This window comes from Pseudoalteromonas sp. RWi3 (assembly GCF_054960735.1).
In genome coordinates, this window is record NZ_JBHNYL010000011.1 from 56,939 (window position 1) to 82,214 (window position 25,276).

Consider the following 25,276-nt stretch of genomic DNA (forward strand, 5'->3'; position numbering starts at 1 on the left):
TTGAGGACTAAAAATGGCTCAGCATTTTGATTACATTGCAATTGGTGGCGGTAGCGGCGGAATTGGCTCAGCTAATCGCGCAGCTATGCGTGGCGCTAAAGTAGCACTAATTGAAGCACAACACATGGGCGGCACTTGTGTAAACGTAGGTTGCGTGCCAAAGAAAGTAATGTGGCACGGTGCGCAAATTGCCGAAGCGATTAATGCTTATGCGCCAGATTACGGCTTTGATGTTGAGCTAAAAAGCTTCAATTGGGCTAAATTAGTTGAAAGTCGCGAAGCTTACATTGGCCGTATTCACCAAGGTTATAATAAGTACTTAGCCAGTAATGGTGTAACAGTCGTCAATGGCTTTGCTAAATTTGTTGATAATAAAACCGTTGAAGTAAACGGTGAGCTTTACACAGCTGATCATATCCTTATTGCTGTGGGTGGCCGCCCGACTATTCCTAACATCCCAGGTGCTGAGCACGGTATCGACTCTAACGGCTTTTTTGAACTCAATGAGCAACCTAAACGCGTTGCAGTTGTTGGTGCCGGTTATATTGCTGTTGAGATTGCAGGTGTATTACATAGCCTTGGCACAGAAACTCATTTATTCGTGCGTAAAAACAAACCACTGCGTTCATTCGACCCATATATTATCGACACGCTTGTCGATATTATGGAAAAAGAAGGGCCAACCCTGCACACTGAGTGCTCACCAAAAGAAGTCATCAAAGAAAACGATGGCAGCTTAACCATTCACTTTGAAAATGGTTACAGCCAAAACGTTGACGAAGTTATTTGGGCTATTGGCCGCACCCCAACAACCGATAAAATTAACCTAGCAGCTGCGGGTGTTGAGGTAAACGAAAGTGGCTATGTAAAGGTTGATGAATACCAAAACACCACAGCAGAGAATGTATATGCGGTAGGTGATATTATCGAAAACGGTATAGAACTCACACCAGTTGCCATCAAAGCAGGCCGCACTTTATCAGAGCGCTTATTTAATAAAGATATGCCTGATGATTTGAAAATGGATTATAACCTAGTTCCTACCGTGGTATTTAGCCACCCGCCAATTGGCACTATTGGTGTAACTGAGCAAGAAGCTATTTCGCAATACGGCGCAGAGAACGTTAAGGTGTATAAATCAAGCTTTGCTGCTATGTACACCGCCGTTACCCAGCATCGCCAAGCTTGTAATATGATGCTAGTTTGCGCAGGCCCTGAAGAAAAAGTAGTTGGCCTACATGGTATTGGTTTTACAGTTGATGAAATGATTCAAGGTTTTGCCGTTGCTATGAAGATGGGCGCAACCAAAGCTGACTTTGATTCAACGGTTGCCCTGCACCCAACAGGCTCAGAAGAGTTTGTGACGATGAGATAGCTTCGGGCTTCGGGCTTCGGGCTTCGGGCAAATATAAAAAACCTTGCTGTTAAGCAAGGTTTTTTATTATCTGAAATCACAGCTGGTATAAACCTTGTATCTCTATACCAATATATCGTATTGCTGAGAATATACACTTTTTTCTGTAATGATTACCTGTGTGTTTAGCATTTTTACAAGGAGGCACTGTGTCTAAGTCTGCAATTCTATATCGTATGGTAACCGATGAGCATATTTGTCCGTTCGGTTTAAAATCAAAAGATTTGTTAGCGCGTAATGGCTACGATGTTGATGATCGCCACCTTACCAGCCGCGAGCAAACCGATGAGTTCAAACAGCAGCATAATGTAAAAACCACCCCACAAACTTTTATTAGTGATCAACGTATAGGTGGATACGATGATTTGCGCGACTTTTTCAATCTGCCCAAGGCGGGTCAACAAGGCACAAGTTACACGCCGGTATTAGCTATATTTGCAGTCACACTATTACTCAGCTGCGGGTTTAGTTATGCCAGTGGCGATGCTTTATTGTCGATGCAAAATTTAATGCTGTTTATCGCACTATCGATGGCAGTTTTAGCCATTCAAAAGCTGCAAGACTTATACAGTTTTTCAAACTCATTTATTACCTATGATTTACTCGCTATGCGGATTGTGCCTTATGCCTATATTTATCCGTTTATAGAAGCTTACGTGGCGATTGGCATGGTAGCTGAGTTGCCCGCTTATGTAGTTGCACCCTTTGCGTTATTTATTGGTCTAATAGGTGCTTTATCTGTATTTAAAGCCGTGTATATAGACAAGCGAGAACTCAAGTGCGCGTGTGTTGGTGGTGACAGTAATGTGCCTCTGGGGTTTATTTCACTTACCGAAAACATATTCATGATAGCTGCTGGTTTCTGGATGCTACTTAGTTGATAGTACATAGAAACCACACACTCATAGGTTAATATTTTCTTCGTGGTGGAAACATCAAAACTTAGCTAGTATAGCCAAGTGATATACTTATTAACGTCCCATCAATTAGGAATTTATGAATACAGATTTGCTGCTCCACCCTGTTTTCGCTTCACTGGTAATAATTACCATCGCGTATAGCCTCAAAATTATTGTTGCAAAGCTAGCGCGCCACAGAGCCGAAAAGAAAGAGAAAGATATTCGCTATATCTCGCATAATATTAAACACTTTATAAACTTAATAATGGTGTTGCTATTATTGTTCGTGTGGTCAACAGAAATTCAAAATTTTGCGCTATCAATTGCCGCATTTGCCGTTGCCATTGTGCTGGCAACAAGAGAGTTTATTCAGTGCGTAATTGGCTTTTTTTACTTAGTGACGACTCGCCCTTTTCGGGTTGGCGATTGGGTGCAGGTTGGTGAGTATTATGGTGAAGTTGCTGAAACCGATTGGATTAAAACCACCATGCATGAAATTGATATGCATACTTATCAGTTCTCGCGTAAGACCATTTACATTCCCAACAATAAACTAATCACTAGCCCGATTAAAAATTTAAATTTTGTAAAACGCTTTACTACACATCACTTTAATATTGTGCGTAAGGAAAGCTTTAACCCGTATCCTATCTATGCCACTTTAACTGAGAAGGCAAAAGAGTATTGTGAGGAATTTGAAGATGTGGCAGGGCGCTACAACTCAATAATTGAAAGGAAACTAGATGCTAAAATTTCAGGACCGGAGCCAGAAATAAACTTCAGCACTACAGAATTAGGGGAGTTTAAGGCGAGTTTTACACTTTTTTGCCCAACTGAAAAAGCACTAGAAATAGAACATAAGCTTACAGCCTTTTTTATGGAGCTTTGGTACAGTGAGGCAAATAAAGTATCTTCTAAAGATACGCCATAAAAATTTTTAATAGCGCTTTAACTATCTATTTAAAGCGCTAGTTTCATACTTGGTTGCAGCCTTTTTTGCCGCTATAGTTCATATTCAATATGCAGTGAAGGCAGTTTATTTAACAAAGGTAACAACGCTCTTTCTCGCCTTAAATCTTTACTTTCATCTTCTAATTGTTCGCGCTCACGACGTAATTCCTTTCGTTGATTGCTAGATGCCGCAGAAGCACTCAACTCACTTCTAATTTCGTCAAGCCGCCAATTTATACTATCAAGGCGTGTATCAATCTCAGCTTTTCTTGCTTGTACTTGATAATGTTCATTCCCCTCTTGCCATGCTTTTCTAAATTGGGTGTTGTTGCACACACTATTGTAAGCTTCGCCACGTAAACCCAATGCAAAGCCATTTTCAGGTTCGCAATACTTTGCAAGTCCTTGTTGGTAGCTTTCTTGATATTCAGTGAGTTGAGGATTGATGCCAAACTCGCGACAAGCAAGTACAATTTCTTGGCCTTGCTCTAAACTATAGCCCTGCACACCATGGCTATAACCAAGCTGTTGCCAATTTGCTTGCAAACACTCATCTTGCGACATGGAAGTACACCCAGCTACTAATACGATTAACAACAATAATAAAGAACGATAAACCATTTTTGTTACCTAAACTCTAAATGAGTAATAAAGTGTATTTGTCAAAGGTTATGCCAATATAACAAATAATGATAGCCTGCAAAGTAATACCAATTCGCTTAATTAAGTGATCTATTTTGAGGGTAGAAAAACGTGTTGATAACAAGACAAAAAATTCGCTATTTAGGTTGTTCTAAATGAGAATTTTTTCGCGCTGGTAGCGACAAGTTTAGCCCCGCAAAATGATTAAGTATTATTGCGGATTGGTATAACAGTAGCTCATTACTTTTACCGCTTATAAGGCATAAAAAAAACCTTGAAAGCATAAGCTCTCAAGGTTTTTATCAAACAGAATACTGTTAAGCCGTGCCACCTACTGTTAGGTTATCAATTTTCAGGCTTGGCTGGCCAACACCAACTGGTACACTTTGACCGTCTTTACCGCAAACACCAACACCTTTATCAAGCGCTAGGTCGTTACCGACCATAGAGATTTGCTGCATTACCTCAGGGCCATTACCAATTAATGTTGCACCTTTAATAGGCTGAGTAATTTTACCGTTCTCGATTAAGTAGGCCTCTGAGGCACTAAATACAAACTTACCTGAAGTGATATCCACTTGGCCGCCACCAAAGTTTGGCGCAAAAATACCTTTTTTAACCGTGCTAATAATATCGGCTTGGCTGTGCTCTCCGCCTAACATGTAAGTGTTGGTCATACGTGGCATTGGTAAATGCGCGTACGATTCACGACGTGCGTTACCTGTTGGGTTTACCCCCATCAAACGCGCGTTCATTTTGTCTTGCATATAGCCTTTTAAAATACCATTTTCGATAAGCACGTTATAAGCGGCAGGTGTACCTTCATCATCTACATTCAATGATCCACGGCGATCGGCAATAGTGCCATCATCAACCACAGTACACAGCTCTGATGCGACTTTTTCGCCAACTTTCCCACTAAATGCTGATGCACCTTTGCGATTAAAATCGCCTTCTAGTCCATGACCTACCGCTTCATGAAGTAGAACACCGGGCCAACCTGCGCCAAGTACCACTTCCATTGTGCCAGCTGGCGCATCAATGGCTTCTAAGTTTACTTTAGCTTGACGCACTGCCTCTTCTGCAAAGCCCATCCAGCGCGGTTTGCCATCTTCTAGCTCTTTAAAGTAACCATAATCTAAACGCGCACCGCCACCAGCACCACCACGTTCACGGCGGCCATTTTTCTCTAGCAATACAGAACAGTTTAAACGGATCAGCGGGCGAATATCGGTGGCAAAGGTGCCATCACTGGCAGCAATCAACACTTCTTCATATACCGCCGACATAGAGCTAATCACCTGCTCGGCATCGGGGGCTAATTCGCGGATGTAATTTTCAAGTTCGCGCAATAAGCTGACTTTATCGTTATCGCTCATGCTTTGAATAGGCTGATGTGGCGCGAACTGCTCTTTTGCAGCAACATCACTAAATACTTGAATGGCTTTATTTTCGCCTGCATCGGCAATACTACGTGCAGCTGTGGCTGCTTTATTAAGCGCTTCAAGATTAATAGCATCTGAGTATGAAAAGCCTGTTTTCTCGCCGCTTACTGCTCGTACACCTACACCACGCTCAACATTGTAAGAGCCTTCTTTAACTAAGCCATCTTCTAATACCCATGACTCATGGTGGCTTGACTGAAAATATAAATCGGCGTAATCAACGTTGTGTTGATGAATAAAGCTAAGCGTTTTCTCGAGTTCTTCTCGATTTAGCTGGCTGTCGTGTAATAAATGCTGTTCAACCGTGTTCATAATAAATGCTCTCTAAATCGTTGGTGAGATTGCACAGGCATATCTCGTCTAATGGCATGTAGTTGGGATAAGTTAGGTTGGCAACCAATATACCCAGTGCCATTTTTAAGCTCGCTGAGGACGTCACCCCAAGGAGAAATAATTAAACTATGACCGTAAGTAGCGCGACCATTTTCATGCTGCCCAGCTTGTGCTGCAGCAATAACATAACTTTGCGTTTCTATCGCTCGCGCTGTTAAAAGTGGCTGCCAATGAGCTGCCCCCGTTACTGTTGTAAAAGCACTGGGCACTAATATGATTTCTGCTCCTTGGCGCTGTAACGCACTAAACAGTCCACTAAAGCGTAGATCATAGCATACTGTTAAGCCTATTTTGCCAAATGGCGTATCAACCACCACTACATCATTGCCCGCTTGCGTAAAGTTTGATTCGCGATAAGCGCCGGTACCATCTGCCACATCGACATCAAATAAGTGAATTTTATTGTAGCGTGCAATCACTTCACCTTGGCTATTAAATAACAGTGACGCAGCATAATATTTATTATTGTCAGTGGCGATCGGCAGTGTACCTGCCGCTAGCCAAATATCATATTTACAACAAAGCTGACTCAATTGTGCCTGATATGCATCACTTTGTTGAGCTACAGCAAGAGTATCATCACCAGATTTGGCAAAAACTAAAAAGCTTTCAGGTAAACACACTAATAACGGGCGAGTGCTGGGTAAACTACACAGCTGCAGCTCTAACTGAGCAAGGTTTTCTTGAGCATTGATGTCAGAACACATCTGTAGCGCAATGATATGACCCGGTGAAGGCGATGTATAACTCATTGTGTTGCCGTTACCGCTGCATCTTTGCGCTTTAATTCACGTACCTGAGGGCCATTTTGAGGTTGATTTTGTGCAGCTTGTGGAAGTTCAACTTCACGACTTTTTCTATCTACCTCTTGTACAACAGGGTCGCTCATACTGCCCGTTACTTTAAAGTTGATCTCAGATATTACACGCGCAGAGTGAATCACCTTATCAATAGCTAACGCCGCTAATCCAGTCACTGGGTTTACCATCCATGCAACAATAACCGGAATACTTGACGTCACTTGTGGTGCAACGGCTAAATCATAATTGATTTCCATGGTATTTAAATTGGTATGCCCTTTAATGGTTAAATCAGCAGGAACACCATCCATTTTGGTGTCTTGGGTATAGGCAAGCCCTTTATCTAACTGCATTGTTCCTTTAAAGCTGTTATAGAAAAAGCCTTTAGAAAATACGTCTCTAAAGTCGAGCTTAAGTTTTCGAACCAACGAATCTAAACTCAATAATGAAAAAACCCGCGCTCCGCCATCACTTATTTCAGCAAGGTGACCATCTTCTAAGTTCCATGCTAAATCACCCGATAATGTGGATATATCAAATTGATATGGTGCGCCTTGCCATACTAAATCAAAGTTAATGTCAGCATCAGAGTCCTTCACCGTGGTGGTAATATCAAACTCATCAAAAAGCTCACCTATGTCATCACTTTGCATATTACCATTAAGGCGTGTTTGACCATTTTTCCACTGCCCTTTAGCACGCAGAATATGCTCCCCCTTATCAACAACAAGCTCTGGGATCAGTAACTGCGTACCATCGCCAAATAAGGAAGCACTTACATTATCCAGTTGATAGCTATCTACTTTACAATCTAAACAATTAAACTCAATCGCAGGGATGTTATTTAACCAGGCTAAATCCTCAACCGAAGTTGTGTTAACTTGCTCCGTGGGCTCTTCATCTGGTTTAGAAAGAAAGTTTAATCGTAAGTAATCACTGTTCACTTGAATCGGGCGACTAGTTTGATTAATTGGAATACTGATTTGTGAGCGAAGCTCTTTTGCATTAAGCCTTAAATTAAGCTCATTTAACTTAGGTTTTAACCGCATTTCAAAATCATTAAAAACAATGTCAGCAATTGTTAAACGGTTTATTTGCCCCACCACCTCTTTTAAAGGAGGGAGCACGCCTTCACTTTGTGTTTCAACTTGGCTTACAGCAATGATTTGATCAATTAGCGTAACCCAAGACAGTAATGGGGTTTCCTCTAAATTTATAGAAACAGTAAAATCTTCTCTATTCAACCCTAAGTCCTGCTCCCCCAAAATTAGGTGCGCATTCGTCATCTTAGCGCTGGTATTTGCTAAAATAGCATTAAAGTAAATTTGATCATTCACATTTGCAGTGATCAAATTAGATATATCATCACCTTGGACCTGTGCCTTAAGTTCCCATGGTTGCTCAGCATTCTTAGTAAAAGGTGCGGGTAATTCACTTGTCAGGCCAACCAGCTGGGAGTTTACTTCAGCGAGGTAATTGAAACCCGTTGGCAAGAAGTTTAATGTGACATCAATCGCAAGTTCGCTTTCACCTTTTAAGTAACCCTGAAACAAACCCTGCGCTTCTGCGATTAAAGTGTCTGCATCAATTTGTGCAACAATATTAATTTCACCACGGTAGGCTTCACCGATGTTTTTGCCATCGAAGTCAAATTTAATTGGCATGCCGAGCCAGTTTGCCGATGCGCTTTTTAAGGCAACATGATCATCGTTAAAGTATAGCCTACCGTTCACAGCTGATAATTGTAACCCCGGCTGAGCCAGATAAATTGGCATATCTTTAAGTGTTACAACGCCTTTGGCATTAACATCCAACTCATTTAAATCAACGGTCAATTCTATATCAGCATTTGCACTGCCTTGCCCTTGAATCACTGAAAATACATTGGCCAATGGTTGCTCAAGTGGCGTCGCTTTGAAAAAAGGTAACAAAGATTGTGCATCAGCACGCTTTTTAATTTTAACTGATAAAGTATCAGCATTCATTAAGTCAGCAATACTTACATGAACGCTATTATCAACCGCTAAATTAATCAACTGACCTTGCTGAGTATAGATATCCATTCGTTCGTTTTCAAAATGAAGCTTTGCACTTGCTTGCGTCACGCTAGGCCAATCAGGGGTAAATTGATAAGTTGCACTATCAATTTGTGCCAACACTTCAAATTGTCCAGATTTGTCCGTAAATGGAAAACCCGACAACGGTCCTGAAAAAAGTACTTGCGCTTGAGTTAGTTCACCTTGCTTTATTGCACCATTTAAATAACTGACTAAGTTTTCACTCATTACTGGTAATGGAAAGTAATGCCCTGCAATACTTGCATCAGGGGCATAAACCTCTGCGTACAAATCTAGCCTAGGCTGCTCACCTACGCTGACCTTCATCTCTGCTGCTAGGGTAAGTTCTTCGTTGTCCAGCCATATGTTATCACTGCTTATCTGCCACCCTTGAGCAGTATTAAATGCATCAATATCTACATTGAGCTGAGTGTATTTTATAGGCTGTGAAAATGTATCGCCTGTTAGAAGTACATTGTTTTCGCCAAATAAACTGACCCGACCACGTGATTGATTTAGGTTTCCTTCGATACGCAGTGCATTCGCTCCGGGTATTCCCTGATTAGCAAGCCAACCAATATTCTCTGCCGCAAACCAAAGCTGCCAATCTGCAGAAGAGTTAAATAATGCATAGGCTTTATCTATTACGCCACTGGGCTCACGTGTGATTAATGGGTCTAACACTGAAAAGTTACTTAGCTGAGCTAACTTAGTGGCTAAATCAAGGTCAAACTCTTGTAACCAAAATTGTTTTTGCTTGCCAAGCTGCGCTTCAAACTTCACGTTCGGCCAGCTATGCTGCAAACTGTTCACAGCTAACCCTGTACTTTTTAACCGCCAGCCTTGTTGCCATGGAAATAAATGAAAACCGCCTTCGCTAATGCTCAACTGATGAGGCTTTGCTTCATTGCCCTGCTGCCAATTTATAAAACTAGGTAGCCATTTAACTTTAACATCCGTGATTAAGCCTTTTTCAATGCTAATCCAAGATTCTAGATTAAGGTTTGACTTCAACTCATGTTTGTCTTTATTGCTGTATTGTGCCACCCATTTAGAAATATCAACCTGACTTGCTTGGACGTAAATATCACCTGCCATTGCTTCTAACGTTTTTCCTGTTAGCGCAATTCGAGCGTCAAAAGTACCGACGGAGATACCAGGTAGTGCTAATGTGCCGCTACCACTATGTTGTTTCGGTTTGTTTTGCCAAACTATATTTTCAAGAATTAAACGACGTTCTTTACCATCACCCATTAAAAAGTTGATGCTACTATTTTCAACTGCAAAATGACCCGTATCACCTAAAAACAAGCCCTCAATGAGCTCCTTTTGCTCAAACGCAACATCTCCTTCACCTGAGTCAAGCAGCGAAGGGAGGTTTACATTGGCATGAAAGCCATTGATGACAAAGTAATTAGACTTAAATTGCTGAGTTTTAATGCTTTCCCACAAGTTAAGCTCTAGGCTGGCTTTCGCTATTGTCAGCGCTATGGGTGAAGTGGTGTTATCTTCAAAAGATATCTCTTCCATTACAATGGCAGGGCCTTTACCTTGCCAACTTGCTGAAATAGCACCAATAGATAAGTTAACTGCAAACTTTTCATAAAGGTAACCTTCTAAGTCACCTTTATAATCATTCGCATAAGGAAGCGTGTATTTTAAAACGGATACAATAACGGCCAACAGTACTAGAGTTACAGCAAATACTTGCCATAACTTTCTAATACAATAAAAACAAACCGTTTTTGCTTTCATTACATCATAACCACATCGAACTGCTCTTGACTGTAGAGGCTCTCAGTTTGAATGTTCACTTGCTTACCAATAAATAACTCAAGTTCAGCAAGGTTATGATATTCGTCGTTTATTAATGCTTCACTTACCGCTGGAGCGGCATAAACCATAAATTTGTCGGCTGCATAGGCACGGTTAACACGCACGATTTCTCGCAAGATCTCGTAACAAACTGTTTCAACCGTTTTTTGCGAGCCACGCCCTGAACAAGCAGGACATACATCACATAGTATATGCTCTAGGCTCTCACGGGTGCGCTTACGGGTCATTTCAACTAAACCCAGTGCTGATAAACCATTTATATTTGATTTAGCGCGATCTTTGCCAAGCGCAGATTCAAGTGAATGTAAAACTCTGCGCTTGTGCTCTTCACTGATCATATCAATAAAATCGATAATGATTATGCCGCCTAAGTTTCTCAGCCTAAGCTGGCGCGCAATGGCTGACGTTGCTTCAACATTGGTATTAAAGATAGTTTCTTCAAGGTTACGGTGACCAACAAATGCACCCGTGTTAACGTCAACAGTCGTCATTGCCTCTGTTTGGTCTATAATTAAATAACCACCAGACTTGAGCTCAACCTTTCTATGCAGTGCTTTTTGAATTTCATTTTCAACATCAAACAAGTCAAAAATAGGTCGTTCACCTGGGTAGTATTCAAGCGCGCCTGCCAGAATAGGCACAAATTCTTCTGTGAATGCTTTGAGCTCATGGTATGTCAATTTAGAATCAACCCGAATGCGCTCCATGTCTTCACCAACGTAATCTCTTAGCGTACGAAACGCTAACGTTAGATCTTCGTGCAGGATACTCTCTTTACTGGTTTTTTTACGCTTAGTGACTATTTTTTCCCACAGCTTTTTTAAAAATGCAGCATCATGGCGTAACTCGGCCTCATTAGCACCTTCAGCAGCTGTGCGAACAATAAAGCTTCCATCATCGTCAGAATAGTCTGCAACAATATTTTTTAACCGGCTGCGTTCTTCTTCTGTTTCAATGCGCTGGCTTACCCCAACATGTGTAGCGTCTGGCATAAACACCAAGTAGCGTGATGGAATTGTGATATCGGTAGTTAAGCGTGCGCCTTTTGTTCCTAACGGATCTTTAACCACTTGCACCATGATATATTGCCCTTGGCGCACTAGCTCGCGAATATCTTGGACTTTTTTAACTGGCTGCTCATCCACACCTTCAATGATTGAAGCGCTATTAACAATGTCTGAAGCATGTAAAAATGCCGCTTTTTCAAGGCCTATATCGACAAATGCAGCTTGCATACCCGGCAGTACGCGACTTATTTTACCAAGGTAAATATTACCAACAATGCCCAAATTACCTATACGCTCGAGTTGAATTTCTTGCAGTACGCCGTTCTCAATGAGGGCAACACGACTTTCACTTGGGGTGACGTTAATTAGTAATTCTATACTCATGTTACCTACTTAAAAATTCACTTAATAATTTTTCGCACTCATATAAAGGTAAGCCCACTACGGCAAAATAGCTACCTGAAATATGCGTTACAAAACGTCCTCCGAGCCCCTGAATCCCGTACCCGCCAGCTTTATCCTTTGGCTCGCCACTTTGCCAGTAACTTTCTAGCTCATCGTTACTTAATGATTTAAAAGTGACTTCGGTGGTGACAACCTGGCTTATAACATCGTTTGGAGTGGCAAAAGCAATGGCTGTTAACACCTGGTGTGTTCGATTAGATAGGCGCTGCATCGTAGTTATAAAATCAGCTTTATCAGTCGGCTTGCCAAGCGCTTGCCCATCAATAACAACTACTGTATCGCTGCCAAGAACAGGACGATCAGTATAACCCATCGCAACACCCGTTTGCGCTTTAAGACGCGCTAAACGTTCAACATAATCGACTGCAGGTTCGTTAACTAATTGGCTTTCATCTGCATCTACACTAAATTGTGAAAACTCATAACCAAGCTGCGTTAGTAGCTCTTTGCGCCGCGGGGAAGCCGACGCTAAATAAATTGCACTTTGCATTATCTAATCCTGAAATGGCGACGATACTTGCGTAATAATAAGAAAATCCAGGGCCAACTTAGCATCCCTGTAACGACAGGCCATAAATACTGCGGGTTAAAATAAACGTCCATTAAAAAATGATTTAGCCAAAACTGCATGAGATGGTAAAACATTAAAAATAAGCCCACTAAAATAGCTTGCTGCCAAATTGAAAAATTGCGAATTTTTTGAAAGTTACTGGCTGTAACAAAAATACAAATAGAAAAGGTGAGCGAATTGACACCTAATGGCGAACCCGACGCTAAATCAATCAATAAACCAACAACCCATGCGGTGCCAATGTTTAATCGATGAGGAACAGCCAATGACCAATACATTAAAACCAACAACACCCAATCAGGACGGAACGGCTCAAATGTAAAAGGCAGAGGCATTAGCGACATGATCAAAGCAAAGAAAATACTCACTCCGATCAAAAAGCTATGACGGCTATTCACTGCTAATAATCTCCTGCTGTTGACGCCATAAAACAACCAATAATCGGATTCGATCCAGTTGAGCTACAGGCTCAGCGTATACTTGAGCGAAAGGACTGCCCTCATCACGGTTTATTTCTGTAACAATAGCAACAGGGTAGCCTTCTGGAAATGTGCCACCCAATCCAGATGTCACCAACACATCACCTATGCGAACATCTAAACTATGGGGTACATGTGACAGTTTAACTTGGTTTATTTTGCCCATACCTTCAACCACAGTACGAACTTCATTACGTAAAATACGCACCGGTGTTGCATGAGTCGTGTCGGTCATCAACAGCACACGAGACGTTGTTGACCCAACCTTAGTTAATTGGCCAACAACACCCATTTCATCAATAACCGCTTGGCCTTCACTTAAACCATCGATCGCGCCTCGGTTAATAACCACTTGGTGGCTATACGGGTTTGAATGCACCGATAGTATTTGGGCGATAATTTTTCGGTTGGCTTGTTTCGCTGAAGAGCCTAGTAGTGCTCTTAGTTTCTGGTTTTCTTTCGTTAAAAATTGGTATTGTTGTAACTGCTCACTTTGTAACAACTGTTTTTGTTTAAGCGCTTCATTTTCGCTTAATAGTTGCTCACGGGTTTGTAAGCTTTTAGCACCAAAACTAAATACTTCATAAGGTAAGTTGGCAAGATAAATTAATGGGCTGACAAGCGTATTTAAACTGGTGCGTACCGTTGTACTACCTTCGGTATACTTATCTCCAACTATCAACACGATACTCAAAAGCACTGCGACAAAAAGTCGCAGTTGCAATGAAATCGTACGTCCAAACATTAACTTCATTAGTCGTAACTAAATACGTCACCACCGTGCATATCAATCATTTCTAGCGCTTTACCACCACCACGTGCAACACACGTAAGTGGATCATCAGCAACAACTACAGGAATACCGGTTTCTTCCATTAGCAGGCGATCTAAATCTTTTAGTAATGCACCACCACCTGTTAATACCATGCCCTTAGCTGAGATATCTGAAGCAAGCTCTGGTGGTGATTGTTCAAGCGCCACCATGACAGCACTAACAATACCCATTAACGGCTCTTGTAGTGCTTCTAAGATTTCATGTGAATTGAGCGTAAACGAACGCGGTACACCTTCAGCAAGGTTACGACCACGCACTTCAATCTCAACAGGTTCATCTGTTTTAAAAGCTGAACCAATTTGATGCTTAATATTTTCAGCGGTAGCCTCACCAATTAAGCTGCCAAAGTTACGGCGCACATAGTTAATGATTGCTTCATCAAATTTGTCACCACCAATTCGTACTGATGATGAATAAACCACACCATTCAATGATATAATAGCAACTTCAGTAGTACCACCACCGATATCAACCACCATTGAACCTGTAGCTTCTGATACTGGTAAGCCTGCACCTATGGCTGCGGCCATTGGTTCTTCAATTAAATAAACTTCACGGGCACCGGCACCCATTGCTGATTCACGAATTGCACGTTTTTCAACTTGCGTTGCACCACATGGTACACAAATTAAAACACGCGGGCTTGGACGCATAAAGTTGTTGTTATGTACTTGCTTGATAAAGTGCTGAAGCATTTTTTCAGTCACATAAAAGTCGGCGATTACACCATCTTTCATAGGACGAATAGCTTTAATATTGCCAGGCGTTCGGCCTAACATTTGCTTTGCTTCAGTTCCCACAGAGGCAACACTTTTTGGTCCACCAGCACGCTCTTGACGAATAGCGACAACAGATGGTTCATTAAGGACTATGCCTTCATCTTTGACATAAATGAGGGTATTGGCTGTACCCAAGTCGATCGATAGATCGTTTGAAAAAATACCACGGAGTTTCTTAAACATGAGGCTGGATGACCTTTGAAAAACGTTCTTATATTAGCTATTAGTCACTTTAACACGCTGAGTTTGTTCAGCAATCAAAAGCATCATTAGCTAGGTAAATTAGCAAAAAGGAAGCATTGCTTCCTTTCAAAAATATTTATCGCTCTCGTACTAAACGAAAGCCAATGTAATTTGCACGAAAATCAGGTGCTAAAATCAAACGTGTTGCTGCTCTGGCAAGGCTTGGAGCAAAATTCCATGCACCACCACGCACTGTTACGTCTGATTGACCCGATGATTGATGAGTCCATTCCCATACATTTCCTACCGTATCGTACAAACCAAACGCATTGGGTGAAAACGAACCAACAGGCGCTGCGCTGCGGTTTGACCATTCACTACCACACCAACCACAGTTAGCTAGGTTTTTGCCTATTTCATTACCCCAAGGGTATTCTGTTGTTGTACCTGAGCGAGCAGCATACTCCCACTCCACTTCACTAGGTAAACGATATTGCTGCGCTGTTTCACCCGATAACCAATTAGCATAGGCTTTAGCATCGTTGTAAGTTAAACACACCGCTGGAAAATTACTTTCTTGCTCAAAACCAGGATTACGCCAGTTTAAGCTCACTTCCCATACAGGTTCACCATTTAGGTAATAAGCACAACCACGATTAAGTTCAGCCTCGGTTTTATAACCGGTGCTCGATACAAACTTTTGGTACTCACCCACTGTCACTTCTTTGCTTTGCATAGCAAAAGAGTTTTCAATCGTTTTTTCGACCACAGGGCGTTCGTTTGCTAACCCATTACCGTTAATATCGCCCATTTTGAACGTACCAGCTGGGATAACAACAACAGCAGCGCTCGACGTGCTATTTATCGATTTATTGCTTTGCTCTCTGGTGAAGGTCGGTGCAGCAATCGACTCAGGCTTTTTTACTAACTTGGCGTTTATCGTGTGAGCCTTTCGTAAATCAATTCTAACGCGATAAGGCTTATACCCTTGCTTACGTACTTCAATATCATGAAGCCCGCGTGGTAAGGACGTTGCTAACCGAGTCGAGCCAAAACTCACCCCATTAATAAACACTTCATCATCGTACACATTTGAACGTAATGTCAGCTCGACCATTTTGTTCTTCGTATTATCAACAATAAGCGAGTTTGCATTATTCGCTGGTTTAACAGCGTAATCTCTAACAGGCTGTTGGTTCATACGCGATACAGAAACGTTATTATCCTGAGAGTCACTGAATGTTAACTGACTATCGTAAAACCCTGTTCCGTAGCTTGCTTGATAAGGCGTGCTCAATGGTGTGCCGTATTCTGAGCAATATCGGTTATCAACACTCAATAAGTTGCATAAACGACTGCTGTTTACATCGCCACGCATAGTTACACTCAAGTTAACGTTATAGTTACCTTGGCCGCTAAATGCGCTATTCACAACGTGACTACTGATAATTTGTACCTGAGCACCAGCCATATTGCGTTTAGGTTCAACTAAACGCTCTTCCGTCAGATTGGCAAAGATTTGATCAATAAAGCGTTTTGTGGCTTTTTGTAAGCCCATCTGTTGGCCACGCTGTTCACAGGCTGCCAGTGTTTCGGTGCGCTTACAGTTAATTGTATGATCAACCTCAAGGGTACCTTCACGAGTGAACTCATTTCTTAATCGTTCAACGCGTGCGGTTGTTAATTGCTCTTTCAAGCTCTCAAGGGTATTTAACTGGGTATGTTTAGCTACACGAATTTGCTCAATATCTTTACGATGAGATGCAATTGCCGCTAACTGCATCGCGATGTCATCTTTATTTTGTTTATGATCGACAACGGCTTGCTGGTAACGCGCCTGAGCAGTGCTAATATCAATAGTAGGATCGTCAATCAGACGACGATACATTTCATTCATTGCATCAAGCGCTTGATTTTTCTCTTTGTCTAACTCAGCTGAGCGAGCACGTAATAAATCAAGTTGGCTTTGTAACTGGTTTTCTTCTTTTAAATGTTTTTCTAGTATTTGTGTAGAGTTATCGTATTCAGCTTGTTTAATACTGATCTCAGATTCAATTCCAGAAACGGTTGCTGTATCTTGTGCAAATGCACACGATGCAAACAAACTTGCTGAAATTAACAGAGATAAAGGAGCAATTCGCATATATTCCATTCCCAAAAAGCGGCAATTATTTGGTCATTATTTATTTTTTATAATTAAACTCTTATGCTATGTACTTGCAAGGCAAAACACAAGCTTTGTTCAAAAATTATCTGAGTTTACAACTATTACCATCCATCACGCTAGTAAATAACCGTCTCATTCAATGAAAATCATCATTTTAATGCTTATGTCATGAATCATTTTCTTATAGATAATTATTTTGCTAGCCTTGTGTATCATTTTATTCGAAGATAAAACCGTGTTTTCAATTTCCGAGTCCCCACTACAACAAATAATAAGCCCAATACTGACCAACCAAGACCTTACCTTGCACATAAAGCGTGATGATCTGCTGCACCCGCTGATCAGTGGCAACAAGTGGCGTAAATTAAAATACAATTTAATTAGTATGCGCATTCAAGGGAAAAGCGAATTAGTGACTTTTGGAGGGGCCTTCTCAAATCATATCCATGCCTGTGCTGCAGCCGGAAAAGAATTTAATTTTAAAACACACGGTATCATTCGTGGTCCTGAACTGGATTTAAACAACCCAACCCTACAATTTGCTCAACAAGCAGGTATGCAATTACACCCAGTTACACGTTTAGAATACCGCGAACGTCACAAACACGATTATTTATCCGCATTACAAGCACGATTTCCACATGCCTATTTACTTCCTGAGGGTGGCACAAACAAGGCCGCCTTATTAGGATGTAAAGAGCTGGCAGAATCATTACCACACAGCAATTATATTATTTGCCCAACGGGAAGTGGTGGCACACTCGCTGGATTGATAGAAGGAGCGCCCCTGCATACGCATGTAATAGGTATCGCTGTTTTAAAGCAAGCTGAGTATTTAATTAAGGAGATAAAAGCACTGAGCAAAAAAGCGAATAGCCAAACGAATTGGCAGCTACTGTGTGATTACCATGACGGCGGATACGGAAGGTTTAGTCCGCAATTATGGCAGTTCTGTGAGTCAATGCGCACCACTCATCAGCTACCACTTGAGCCTATTTACTCAGGAAAAATGATGTACGCGTTATGGCAGCTAATTGAACAAGGGTTTTTCCCATCTGGGAGTAAAATTGTCGCAATCCACACCGGCGGCCTCCAAGGATTGGATGGATTGCGATATCGACAACTCATATAAACATAGTTTTAGTAAAGTGTTACTTGAGTGAACTCTTGCAATGGTTCCGTAAAATAAAAACCTTGCGCAGCTCTTACGCCTAGGTTTTTTAACGTATTTAGTTCTTGTTGCGTTTCCACACCCACGCCATAAACACCAAGGTTAAGCTGCTCACCTTTAGCAACAATGTCTTGAACAATACGCTGTTGCTTTAAATGCTTATCAATATTATGCATAAGCTCGTAGCCAAGCTTTAACCCCTTGAGTAGCTTAAACGACGTTAAAGATGCAAATTCATCACTGGTAAGAATATTATCAATGACAATTGATGCGTTTATCGCGGTAATCTGCTCAAAAGCAGGTGTGAGCTCAGCTTTAAACAGATTAAAGTCCTCTGCTGAAATCTCAAACTGTAGCTTCTCCGCATCTTTAAATGTACTAATAGTCTGTGAAAACTGCTCCCAAAACCGTCGGTTTACCCAATTTTGTGAATGTAAGTTAATACTTACAACCAACTGTGAGGGCTCCTTATTTAGAATAGATATCACGTGTTCAATAACCGTAATATCCAACTGCATGATTGAAGTATCGGTTTTTAAATGAGGAATGAACTGTCTAGCAGATAATAAGCCTAACGATTTATGCCTAATTCTTATCAGAGCTTCATGTTGTAGCATTTCCCCTGTATTCAAATCAAAAAGAGGCTGAAAAAATAGTGTGAATTTTTTCTTTGCTATGTATTCTGGTAAATCTTTGCTACTACTTTTTAATACTTCAAAATGAGTATGGCTAAAAGGTATCCGCATTGTATGCCGCCATGGGCTTTGCTTAGCTTGCTCTAAAGCGGATTTAGTAAGTTGATAAACAACAGATTGATCTGCACCTAATCTATAATTGCATACACCTAATTTAATATTTTTTCGCGACAAATCTTGACGGTAGAATAATGAAGCCTGATAAATCACTTGATGCAGCTTATGTGTATAACTGTCTAACTTTGCTTGAGGTATGCCTTGTAAAGTAATCGCCAACCCACCTGATTTAAGCAGTTTAACTGAAACTTTAGGAAGTTCACTAAACCCTTTAGCAATAACCAATTTAAAATGGCTTTCTAAGTCTATATTCTCTGGAAAAGGGTAGCCCCAATAAAACAGTGCGAATAAATGGTAATTACCTTGCTGTATGTAATACAATTTTTCGATTTCATCGTCTTTGATTGTCTTAGATACACTATTCGCCCCCTCATCGTGACTTTTATTACTAACTACACGACTATTGTTTGGTAAACGTTGAGAGGAAGCCCAAGTTGCTTGTGCAAAGTTACTTTTATAACGTTTATAAAGCATCTTCCACCAGCGATACCCCCACATCATTGCACCAATGATAACCAAATTAAATAATATAAATATGTAGCTTTCAACCACCCAATAAGGCCTATGGTAGAGCCTTAAACTAATATTTTTATAATTAAATATGTCGCTTTTCTCACCCATCAAAGCAGAAAAGTAGAATGGCGTTGAATTACCCTCGGGCTCAAGCATAAAACCATGCGCATTTACTAATGCACCAATGACTTCTTTGTTTACAATCACGTCTAGCTTTAAATCATAAACCTGCTGGGCAAGTTTTACTCCTGCTATGTGCACCTTCTGATGCAAAACGTCACCCAATAAGAGGTTAAATACACAAATAAATACCAAGCAAACAGCAATATAAATACTGAGCATATTTACTCGTAGATTTTTCAATTTAATTGCCATGGTTCGCACAGAATGAAGAAGGAATAGATCAAGTGTTGTTCAAGATCCCCATAAACACAAGGCTTGGAGGCTATTTTAAATGTAACCAAGGTGCTCAAATTATAAAACTTACGTATTTATAATTACCTAACTGATAATGACTACAGTATTAGTTACATACCCATTTAATGCTGTGAGCAACAAAGTGGAAAAGTAATTTAGATGATTAACTAGGCGCTTATCATAAAGCAAACGAAAATAGATATTGTAACTGTGCTACTCCCCGTACTGATAAATACGCTTCAACTCTTACTAGAGCAAACCATCTTTATAGCTATAAAGACAAAAAAGCCCTGTAATAACAGGGCTTTCCTATATTTTTAAACTTGTCTTTGGCTAAAACGGAATGTCGTCATCAAAGTCAATTGGTGGTTCCATTGGGTTTGATGCGCCGCCTTGAGGTGCATTTTGCGGCTTAGGTGCAAAACCACCTTGTTGTGGTGCATTAGCATTGCTGCTTTGCTGCTGGTTATAACCACCACCTGATTGGTATTGGTTATTTTGCTGCGGTGCAGCTGCTGGTTGTTGGCGTGCAGCTGGTGCTTGCTGTGGTGCACTCTGTTGTTGGCCATAACCACCACTTTGTTGCGGTGTACTTTGCTGTTGACCGTATCCGCCACCTTGTTGTGGTGCGTTTTGCTGCTGGCCGTAACCGCCTTGTGATTGACCACCTTGAGACTGACCGCCTTGGTAGCCACCACCTTGCTGATCACCACCACGTGCACCTAACATTTGCATTTGACCAGTAAAGCCATCTACAACGATTTCTGTGGTGTATTTTTCTTGACCTTGTTGATCGGTCCATTTACGAGTTTGAAGTTTACCTTCAACGTAAATTTGTGAACCTTTACGGCAATATTCACCCACGATTTCAGCTAACTTGCCAAAAAACACCACACGATGCCATTCAGTTTTATCGACCATTTGGCCGGTGTTTTTATCTTTGTAGCTATCTGAAGTAGCTAAAGTAATGTTTGCTACGCCATTACCATTAGGCATATAACGTACTTCTGGATCTTGGCCTAAATTACCAACCAAGATTACTTTATTAACACCGCGTGCCATGGACCTTTCTCCTATTTACGTTAGCTCAAACCAGCCACTTTACGGGCTTGGTCTAGGTCAAATTCTTTATCATTAATCTTTAAGTAGCTGCGATTTTCATCGCATACAACTGTTGCTTCAATTACCCCTGGTAAAGCAACCAATTTAGAGGCAAGCGCTTGTGCTTGCTGCTCTGAACTTAATTCTGTCATTAAGCTAATCATTTTACTTCTAGGCGGGACTTGCATTTGCCAAGCAAGGATAAGCCATATTAACCCAACAAGTGCGGCCGCGGCAAACACTGCTTGCGGGCTTGCTGATTGCGCTACGTAACCCCCTAAAATACCACCTAAAAATGCACCAAAAAATTGCCCTGAGGAAAACACGCCCATGGCAGAACCTTTTTGATTGGCTGGGGCTAATCGCGACACAAGTGCTGGCATTGTTGCTTCTAAAAAATTAAAAGCGATGAAGTAAGCAAGCATGCATAGTGCCATACCAATAACTGAATCGACACCCGCAGCTAAAGCTACCATGCTCAATACCAATACAATAATAGATCCTAAAAATGCCTGTTTTTCTTTTTCTTTACGAATAGCAATAATCATCACAGGCGCCATTAGCAAAAATGCTAAAATCAACACTGGAATATAGACTTGCCAATGTGCTTCAGCCGCTAAACCTTTGACAATTAATTGCCCAGGTAGCGCAACAAAAATAGCTGTTAATGTTAAGTGCAGGAGCATCACGCCAAAGTCTAAACGAGCAAGCTGTGAATGCTTAACCAATTTTTTTATGTCAGAAAAACTGGCTAACGTATCTCCTTTGGGTGCTTTACTTACCGCTTTAGGAACAAGAAAAAGCACAATAAGTATGCCTAATACCGCTAATATTGCCGTTAGCCAAAATACGCCTGCAATTCCCCAAGAAGCCGCCACCATTGGGCCTAACAACATAGCAAACGCAAAGCTCATACCTATGCTCATGCCAATTACGGCCATTACTTTTGGTCGTTGCTCATCACGGCTTAAATCAGATGCAAATGCTAATAACGAACTGGCAATAGCGCCCATACCTTGTAACGCACGTCCCACTGTTACCATTTGCATTGAATCAGCCGTTGCTGCGATAACAGAGCCCAAGGCAAACACAGTCAAACCACCTACAATCACTTTTTTGCGGCCTATTTTGTCTGATAACCAACCCATAGGTATTTGCAACACCGCTTGCGTTAGTCCGTACGCACCAATAGCTATACCTATCCATAGTGGTGAAAAATCTGAAAGCTGCTGACCATAAATAGCCAGTACTGGCATAAGCATAAAGAGGCCAAGCATACGAAAAGCAAACACGCTCGCTAAGGAAACTGCGGCACGTTTTTCTCGTGAATTGAGTGAAGAAGCTGTCATGATTCGCGTGTTCTTGCTGTCTATTAGAATTCGAGGGGGGATTCTATCACAAGCTTAAGAATAAATAATCGCCTCAAAGCGATGATTTTTCATTGATCAAGGATTAATCTTCCCGCGTATTATGAGATACTCAACAAATAAATTTGGTAATGAAACGAGATAGCATGGAAAACATTGAAGTCCGAGGCGCCCGCACGCACAATTTAAAAGACATCAGCCTAACCATTCCCCGTGATAAGTTAATTGTTATCACTGGTCTATCTGGTTCTGGTAAATCGTCTTTAGCATTTGATACGTTATATGCAGAAGGGCAACGTCGGTATGTAGAATCGTTATCTGCTTACGCGAGGCAGTTTTTATCATTGATGGAAAAGCCTGACGTTGATCACATAGAAGGCCTTTCACCTGCAATCTCGATTGAGCAAAAATCAACATCACATAACCCACGCTCAACAGTAGGTACTATTACCGAAATCTACGATTACCTTCGTTTAATGTTTGCCCGTGTAGGTGAGCCACGCTGCCCAACTCATGATTTACCGCTTGCTGCACAAACAGTGAGTCAAATGGTAGATACTGTTTTAGCTTTTGAAGAAGGCAGTAAACTCATGCTGCTAGCGCCTGTAGTTAAAGAGCGCAAAGGCGAACATGTTAAATTATTAGAACAATTAGCTAGTCAGGGTTACATTCGCGCACGTATTGATGGTGAAGTGTGTGATTTATCCGATCCTCCTACCCTAGAACTACACAAAAAACACACCATTGAAGTCGTTGTTGACCGTTTTAAAGTGAAAGATGGCCTGCAACAACGCTTAGCAGAATCATTCGAAACTGCATTAGAGCTTTCCTCAGGTGTTGCGATCATCGCTTCGATGGATGACGCAAATAGCGAAGAGTTGTTGCTCTCTGCAAATTTTGCATGCCCAACGTGTGGTTATGCCATGACCGAACTTGAACCTCGATTATTCTCGTTTAATAACCCAGCAGGGGCATGTCAGAGTTGTGATGGTTTAGGGGTAAGACAGTATTTTGACCCAAATCGAGTAATTCAAAACCCTGAACTAAGTTTATCGGGCGGTGCTATTAAAGGCTGGGACAAACGCAGTTTCTATTATTTCCAAATGCTACAAGCGGTTGCTGAGCATTATAAGTTTGATTTAGAAGTGCCTTTTCAAAATATCAGTAAAGAACATCAAAAAGTTATTTTAGAAGGCTCTGGCAGCACCAAAATTGCGTTTAATTACCGCAATGACCGAGGGGATTTAATAACACGTAATCATGAATTTGAAGGCGTGTTAAATAATATGAACCGCCGCTACCGCGAAACAGAATCAAATTCGGTGCGCGAAGAACTAGCAAAATATCAAACTAGCCAAGCGTGTCCAAGCTGTAAAGGTTCAAGGCTGCGTCAAGAAGCGCGCAGCGTTTTTATAGGGCAAACCAATTTACCTGATATCACCACGATGAGTATCGGTGAAGCCATGGATTTTTTCCAAAACCTTTCTTTAACAGGTCAGCGTGGTCAAATAGCAGAGAAGATCTTAAAAGAGATCCGTGATCGTTTATCTTTTTTAATTAATGTTGGATTAAACTACCTATCGCTCGAGCGCAGCGCAGATACACTCTCCGGTGGTGAAGCACAGCGTATTCGCCTTGCGAGTCAAATTGGCGCTGGTTTAGTAGGCGTTATGTATGTACTCGATGAGCCATCTATTGGCTTACACCAACGGGATAATGATCGCCTTTTACAAACACTTATTCATTTACGCGATTTAGGTAATACAGTGATTGTAGTAGAACACGATGAAGATGCGATCCGTGCAGCCGATCATATCATCGATATTGGCCCTGGTGCCGGTGTCCACGGCGGTTACGTTATTGCTGAAGGAACCCGCGATGATATTTTAGCCAGTGAGAAATCGGTTACTGGTCAATTCTTATCGGGTAAACGCAAAATCGAAGTTCCTGCTCAACGTCATCCAACCAACGATAAATGGCTTGAGCTATTTGGTGCCACGGGTAACAACCTTAAAAATGTTGATTTACACATTCCGTTTGGCTTAATGACGTGTATCACTGGTGTTTCTGGTTCTGGTAAATCAACCCTCATCAACGACACATTATTTAAGCTCGCACATACCGAGTTAAATGGTGCAACAACGGCAGAAGCCGCGCCTTATAAAGAAATAAAAGGACTTGAGCACTTCGATAAAGTAATCGATATTGATCAGAGCCCAATCGGTCGTACACCCCGCTCTAACCCTGCAACCTATACAGGTATATTTACGGGTATTCGTGAATTGTTTGCGGGCACACAAGAATCGCGTTCGCGTGGTTACAAAGTGGGTCGTTTCAGCTTTAACGTGAAAGGTGGTCGCTGTGAGGCTTGCCAAGGCGATGGCGTTATCAAAGTAGAAATGCACTTTTTACCAGATGTGTATGTACCGTGTGATGTATGTAAAGGCCAACGCTACAACCGTGAAACCTTAGAAGTACAATATAAAGGTAAAAACATTCACCAAGTACTTGAGATGACAGTTGAAGATGCGCACGACTACTTTGACAAAATACCGGCCATTGCGCGTAAACTAAAAACATTAATGGATGTTGGGCTGTCTTATATTCGTTTAGGTCAAGCCGCTACAACGCTCTCTGGTGGTGAAGCACAGCGCGTTAAACTTGCCCGTGAGCTTTCTAAACGTGATACCGGTAAAACCTTATACATTCTTGATGAGCCAACGACCGGCTTGCACTTTGCTGATATAGAACAGTTATTAGTTGTACTGCATCGCTTGCGTGATCATGGCAATACCATAGTAGTGATTGAGCATAATCTTGATGTGATTAAGACCGCTGACTGGATTGTCGATTTAGGCCCTGAAGGCGGCGCGGGTGGTGGTGAGATTCTCATTGCCGGCACACCTGAAGAAGTCGCTGAGTGTGAGCGCTCACATACTGGGCATTATTTGAAACAGCTACTAAACTAAATG

18 protein-coding genes are annotated in these 25,276 nt (G+C 41.4%); 5 read left to right on the forward strand and 13 right to left on the reverse strand.

Annotation, left to right across the window (positions count from 1 at the left end; genetic code table 11):
• Window positions 1-13: 13 nt before the first annotated feature.
• From gorA to ACFI4Z_RS14075, 3 genes are all read left to right on the forward strand, one after another.
• Window positions 14-1,375, forward strand: coding sequence for a glutathione-disulfide reductase (gene gorA, locus ACFI4Z_RS14065; protein ID WP_462671130.1), 1,362 nt, complete (start codon window positions 14-16; stop codon window positions 1,373-1,375).
• Window positions 1,376-1,563: 188 nt separating this feature from the next.
• Window positions 1,564-2,295, forward strand: coding sequence for a MauE/DoxX family redox-associated membrane protein (locus ACFI4Z_RS14070; RefSeq protein WP_462671131.1), 732 nt, complete (start codon window positions 1,564-1,566; stop codon window positions 2,293-2,295).
• Between the two features lie 115 nt (window positions 2,296-2,410).
• The gene (locus ACFI4Z_RS14075; RefSeq protein WP_462671132.1) at window positions 2,411-3,244 is read left to right on the forward strand and encodes a mechanosensitive ion channel family protein; all 834 of its coding nucleotides are present in this window, start codon (window positions 2,411-2,413) and stop codon (window positions 3,242-3,244) included.
• A 71-nt stretch (window positions 3,245-3,315) separates the two neighbouring features.
• Here ACFI4Z_RS14075 and ACFI4Z_RS14080 read toward each other — a convergent pair whose 3' ends face one another.
• From ACFI4Z_RS14080 to ACFI4Z_RS14125, 10 genes are all read right to left on the reverse strand, one after another.
• Window positions 3,316-3,885 (reverse strand): DUF2799 domain-containing protein, encoded by a 570-nt coding sequence (locus ACFI4Z_RS14080; RefSeq protein ID WP_462671133.1) that lies wholly within the window; start codon window positions 3,883-3,885, stop codon window positions 3,316-3,318.
• 338 nt (window positions 3,886-4,223) lie between these two features.
• Window positions 4,224-5,663: a metalloprotease TldD gene (gene tldD / locus ACFI4Z_RS14085; protein WP_462671134.1), complete on the reverse strand. Its 1,440-nt coding sequence runs from the start codon at window positions 5,661-5,663 to the stop codon at window positions 4,224-4,226.
• Entirely contained in the window at window positions 5,660-6,496 is an 837-nt protein-coding gene (locus ACFI4Z_RS14090) for a carbon-nitrogen hydrolase family protein (protein ID WP_462671135.1), read from the reverse strand. The genes tldD and ACFI4Z_RS14090 overlap by 4 nt, the downstream gene beginning before the upstream one ends.
• Window positions 6,493-10,356 (reverse strand): YhdP family protein, encoded by a 3,864-nt coding sequence (locus ACFI4Z_RS14095; protein ID WP_462671136.1) that lies wholly within the window; start codon window positions 10,354-10,356, stop codon window positions 6,493-6,495. The genes ACFI4Z_RS14090 and ACFI4Z_RS14095 overlap by 4 nt, the downstream gene beginning before the upstream one ends.
• Window positions 10,356-11,828 carry a ribonuclease G gene (gene rng, locus ACFI4Z_RS14100; RefSeq protein WP_462671137.1) on the reverse strand — a complete coding sequence of 491 codons (1,473 nt, stop codon included), beginning with the start codon at window positions 11,826-11,828 and terminating at the stop codon, window positions 10,356-10,358. The genes ACFI4Z_RS14095 and rng overlap by 1 nt, the downstream gene beginning before the upstream one ends.
• Before the next feature lies 1 nt (window position 11,829).
• Window positions 11,830-12,399: a Maf family protein gene (locus ACFI4Z_RS14105; RefSeq protein ID WP_462671138.1), complete on the reverse strand. Its 570-nt coding sequence runs from the start codon at window positions 12,397-12,399 to the stop codon at window positions 11,830-11,832.
• Window positions 12,399-12,878, reverse strand: coding sequence for a rod shape-determining protein MreD (gene mreD / locus ACFI4Z_RS14110; protein WP_394192838.1), 480 nt, complete (start codon window positions 12,876-12,878; stop codon window positions 12,399-12,401). Before mreD ends, ACFI4Z_RS14105 begins: the two co-directional genes overlap by 1 nt.
• The gene (gene mreC / locus ACFI4Z_RS14115; protein WP_180270406.1) at window positions 12,871-13,713 is read right to left on the reverse strand and encodes a rod shape-determining protein MreC; all 843 of its coding nucleotides are present in this window, start codon (window positions 13,711-13,713) and stop codon (window positions 12,871-12,873) included. Before mreC ends, mreD begins: the two co-directional genes overlap by 8 nt.
• Window positions 13,713-14,756, reverse strand: coding sequence for a rod shape-determining protein (locus ACFI4Z_RS14120; protein ID WP_058560919.1), 1,044 nt, complete (start codon window positions 14,754-14,756; stop codon window positions 13,713-13,715). Before ACFI4Z_RS14120 ends, mreC begins: the two co-directional genes overlap by 1 nt.
• Window positions 14,757-14,892: 136 nt before the next feature.
• Window positions 14,893-16,899 (reverse strand): SUMF1/EgtB/PvdO family nonheme iron enzyme, encoded by a 2,007-nt coding sequence (locus ACFI4Z_RS14125; RefSeq protein ID WP_462671139.1) that lies wholly within the window; start codon window positions 16,897-16,899, stop codon window positions 14,893-14,895.
• A 259-nt stretch (window positions 16,900-17,158) separates the two neighbouring features.
• On the opposite strand from ACFI4Z_RS14125, the gene ACFI4Z_RS14130 reads away from it, so the two are divergent.
• Entirely contained in the window at window positions 17,159-18,055 is an 897-nt protein-coding gene (locus ACFI4Z_RS14130) for a 1-aminocyclopropane-1-carboxylate deaminase/D-cysteine desulfhydrase (protein ID WP_462671140.1), read from the forward strand.
• Window positions 18,056-18,063: 8 nt separating this feature from the next.
• Here the strand turns inward: ACFI4Z_RS14130 and ACFI4Z_RS14135 are convergent, their stop codons facing one another.
• From ACFI4Z_RS14135 to ACFI4Z_RS14145, 3 genes are all read right to left on the reverse strand, one after another.
• Window positions 18,064-19,761 carry an EAL domain-containing protein gene (locus tag ACFI4Z_RS14135; protein WP_462671141.1) on the reverse strand — a complete coding sequence of 566 codons (1,698 nt, stop codon included), beginning with the start codon at window positions 19,759-19,761 and terminating at the stop codon, window positions 18,064-18,066.
• Window positions 19,762-20,169: 408 nt separating this feature from the next.
• On the reverse strand, window positions 20,170-20,898 hold the full coding sequence (gene ssb, locus ACFI4Z_RS14140) for a single-stranded DNA-binding protein (protein WP_462671142.1): 729 nt from the start codon (window positions 20,896-20,898) through the stop codon (window positions 20,170-20,172).
• 20 nt (window positions 20,899-20,918) lie between these two features.
• Window positions 20,919-22,286, reverse strand: a complete 1,368-nt coding sequence (locus ACFI4Z_RS14145; RefSeq protein WP_462671143.1) for an MFS transporter — start codon at window positions 22,284-22,286, stop codon at window positions 20,919-20,921.
• 164 nt (window positions 22,287-22,450) lie between these two features.
• On the opposite strand from ACFI4Z_RS14145, the gene uvrA reads away from it, so the two are divergent.
• Window positions 22,451-25,273, forward strand: a complete 2,823-nt coding sequence (gene uvrA, locus ACFI4Z_RS14150; RefSeq protein ID WP_462671144.1) for an excinuclease ABC subunit UvrA — start codon at window positions 22,451-22,453, stop codon at window positions 25,271-25,273.
• Window positions 25,274-25,276 lie beyond the last annotated feature (3 nt).

What these genes read in the sequence shown, in the direction of transcription:
- gorA (WP_462671130.1), top strand. Translation starts at nt 14, where the DNA reads ATGGCTCAGCATTTTGATTACATTGCAATTGGTGGCGGTAGCGGCGGA.
- ACFI4Z_RS14075 (WP_462671132.1), top strand. Translation starts at nt 2,411, where the DNA reads ATGAATACAGATTTGCTGCTCCACCCTGTTTTCGCTTCACTGGTAATA.
- ACFI4Z_RS14080 (WP_462671133.1), bottom strand. Translation starts at nt 3,885, where the DNA reads ATGGTTTATCGTTCTTTATTATTGTTGTTAATCGTATTAGTAGCTGGG.
- tldD (WP_462671134.1), bottom strand. Translation starts at nt 5,663, where the DNA reads ATGAACACGGTTGAACAGCATTTATTACACGACAGCCAGCTAAATCGA.
- ACFI4Z_RS14090 (WP_462671135.1), bottom strand. Translation starts at nt 6,496, where the DNA reads ATGAGTTATACATCGCCTTCACCGGGTCATATCATTGCGCTACAGATG.
- ACFI4Z_RS14095 (WP_462671136.1), bottom strand. Translation starts at nt 10,356, where the DNA reads ATGAAAGCAAAAACGGTTTGTTTTTATTGTATTAGAAAGTTATGGCAA.
- rng (WP_462671137.1), bottom strand. Translation starts at nt 11,828, where the DNA reads ATGAGTATAGAATTACTAATTAACGTCACCCCAAGTGAAAGTCGTGTT.
- ACFI4Z_RS14105 (WP_462671138.1), bottom strand. Translation starts at nt 12,399, where the DNA reads ATGCAAAGTGCAATTTATTTAGCGTCGGCTTCCCCGCGGCGCAAAGAG.
- mreC (WP_180270406.1), bottom strand. Translation starts at nt 13,713, where the DNA reads ATGAAGTTAATGTTTGGACGTACGATTTCATTGCAACTGCGACTTTTT.
- ACFI4Z_RS14120 (WP_058560919.1), bottom strand. Translation starts at nt 14,756, where the DNA reads ATGTTTAAGAAACTCCGTGGTATTTTTTCAAACGATCTATCGATCGAC.
- ACFI4Z_RS14125 (WP_462671139.1), bottom strand. Translation starts at nt 16,899, where the DNA reads ATGCGAATTGCTCCTTTATCTCTGTTAATTTCAGCAAGTTTGTTTGCA.
- ACFI4Z_RS14135 (WP_462671141.1), bottom strand. Translation starts at nt 19,761, where the DNA reads ATGCTCAGTATTTATATTGCTGTTTGCTTGGTATTTATTTGTGTATTT.
- ssb (WP_462671142.1), bottom strand. Translation starts at nt 20,898, where the DNA reads ATGGCACGCGGTGTTAATAAAGTAATCTTGGTTGGTAATTTAGGCCAA.
- ACFI4Z_RS14145 (WP_462671143.1), bottom strand. Translation starts at nt 22,286, where the DNA reads ATGACAGCTTCTTCACTCAATTCACGAGAAAAACGTGCCGCAGTTTCC.
- uvrA (WP_462671144.1), top strand. Translation starts at nt 22,451, where the DNA reads ATGGAAAACATTGAAGTCCGAGGCGCCCGCACGCACAATTTAAAAGAC.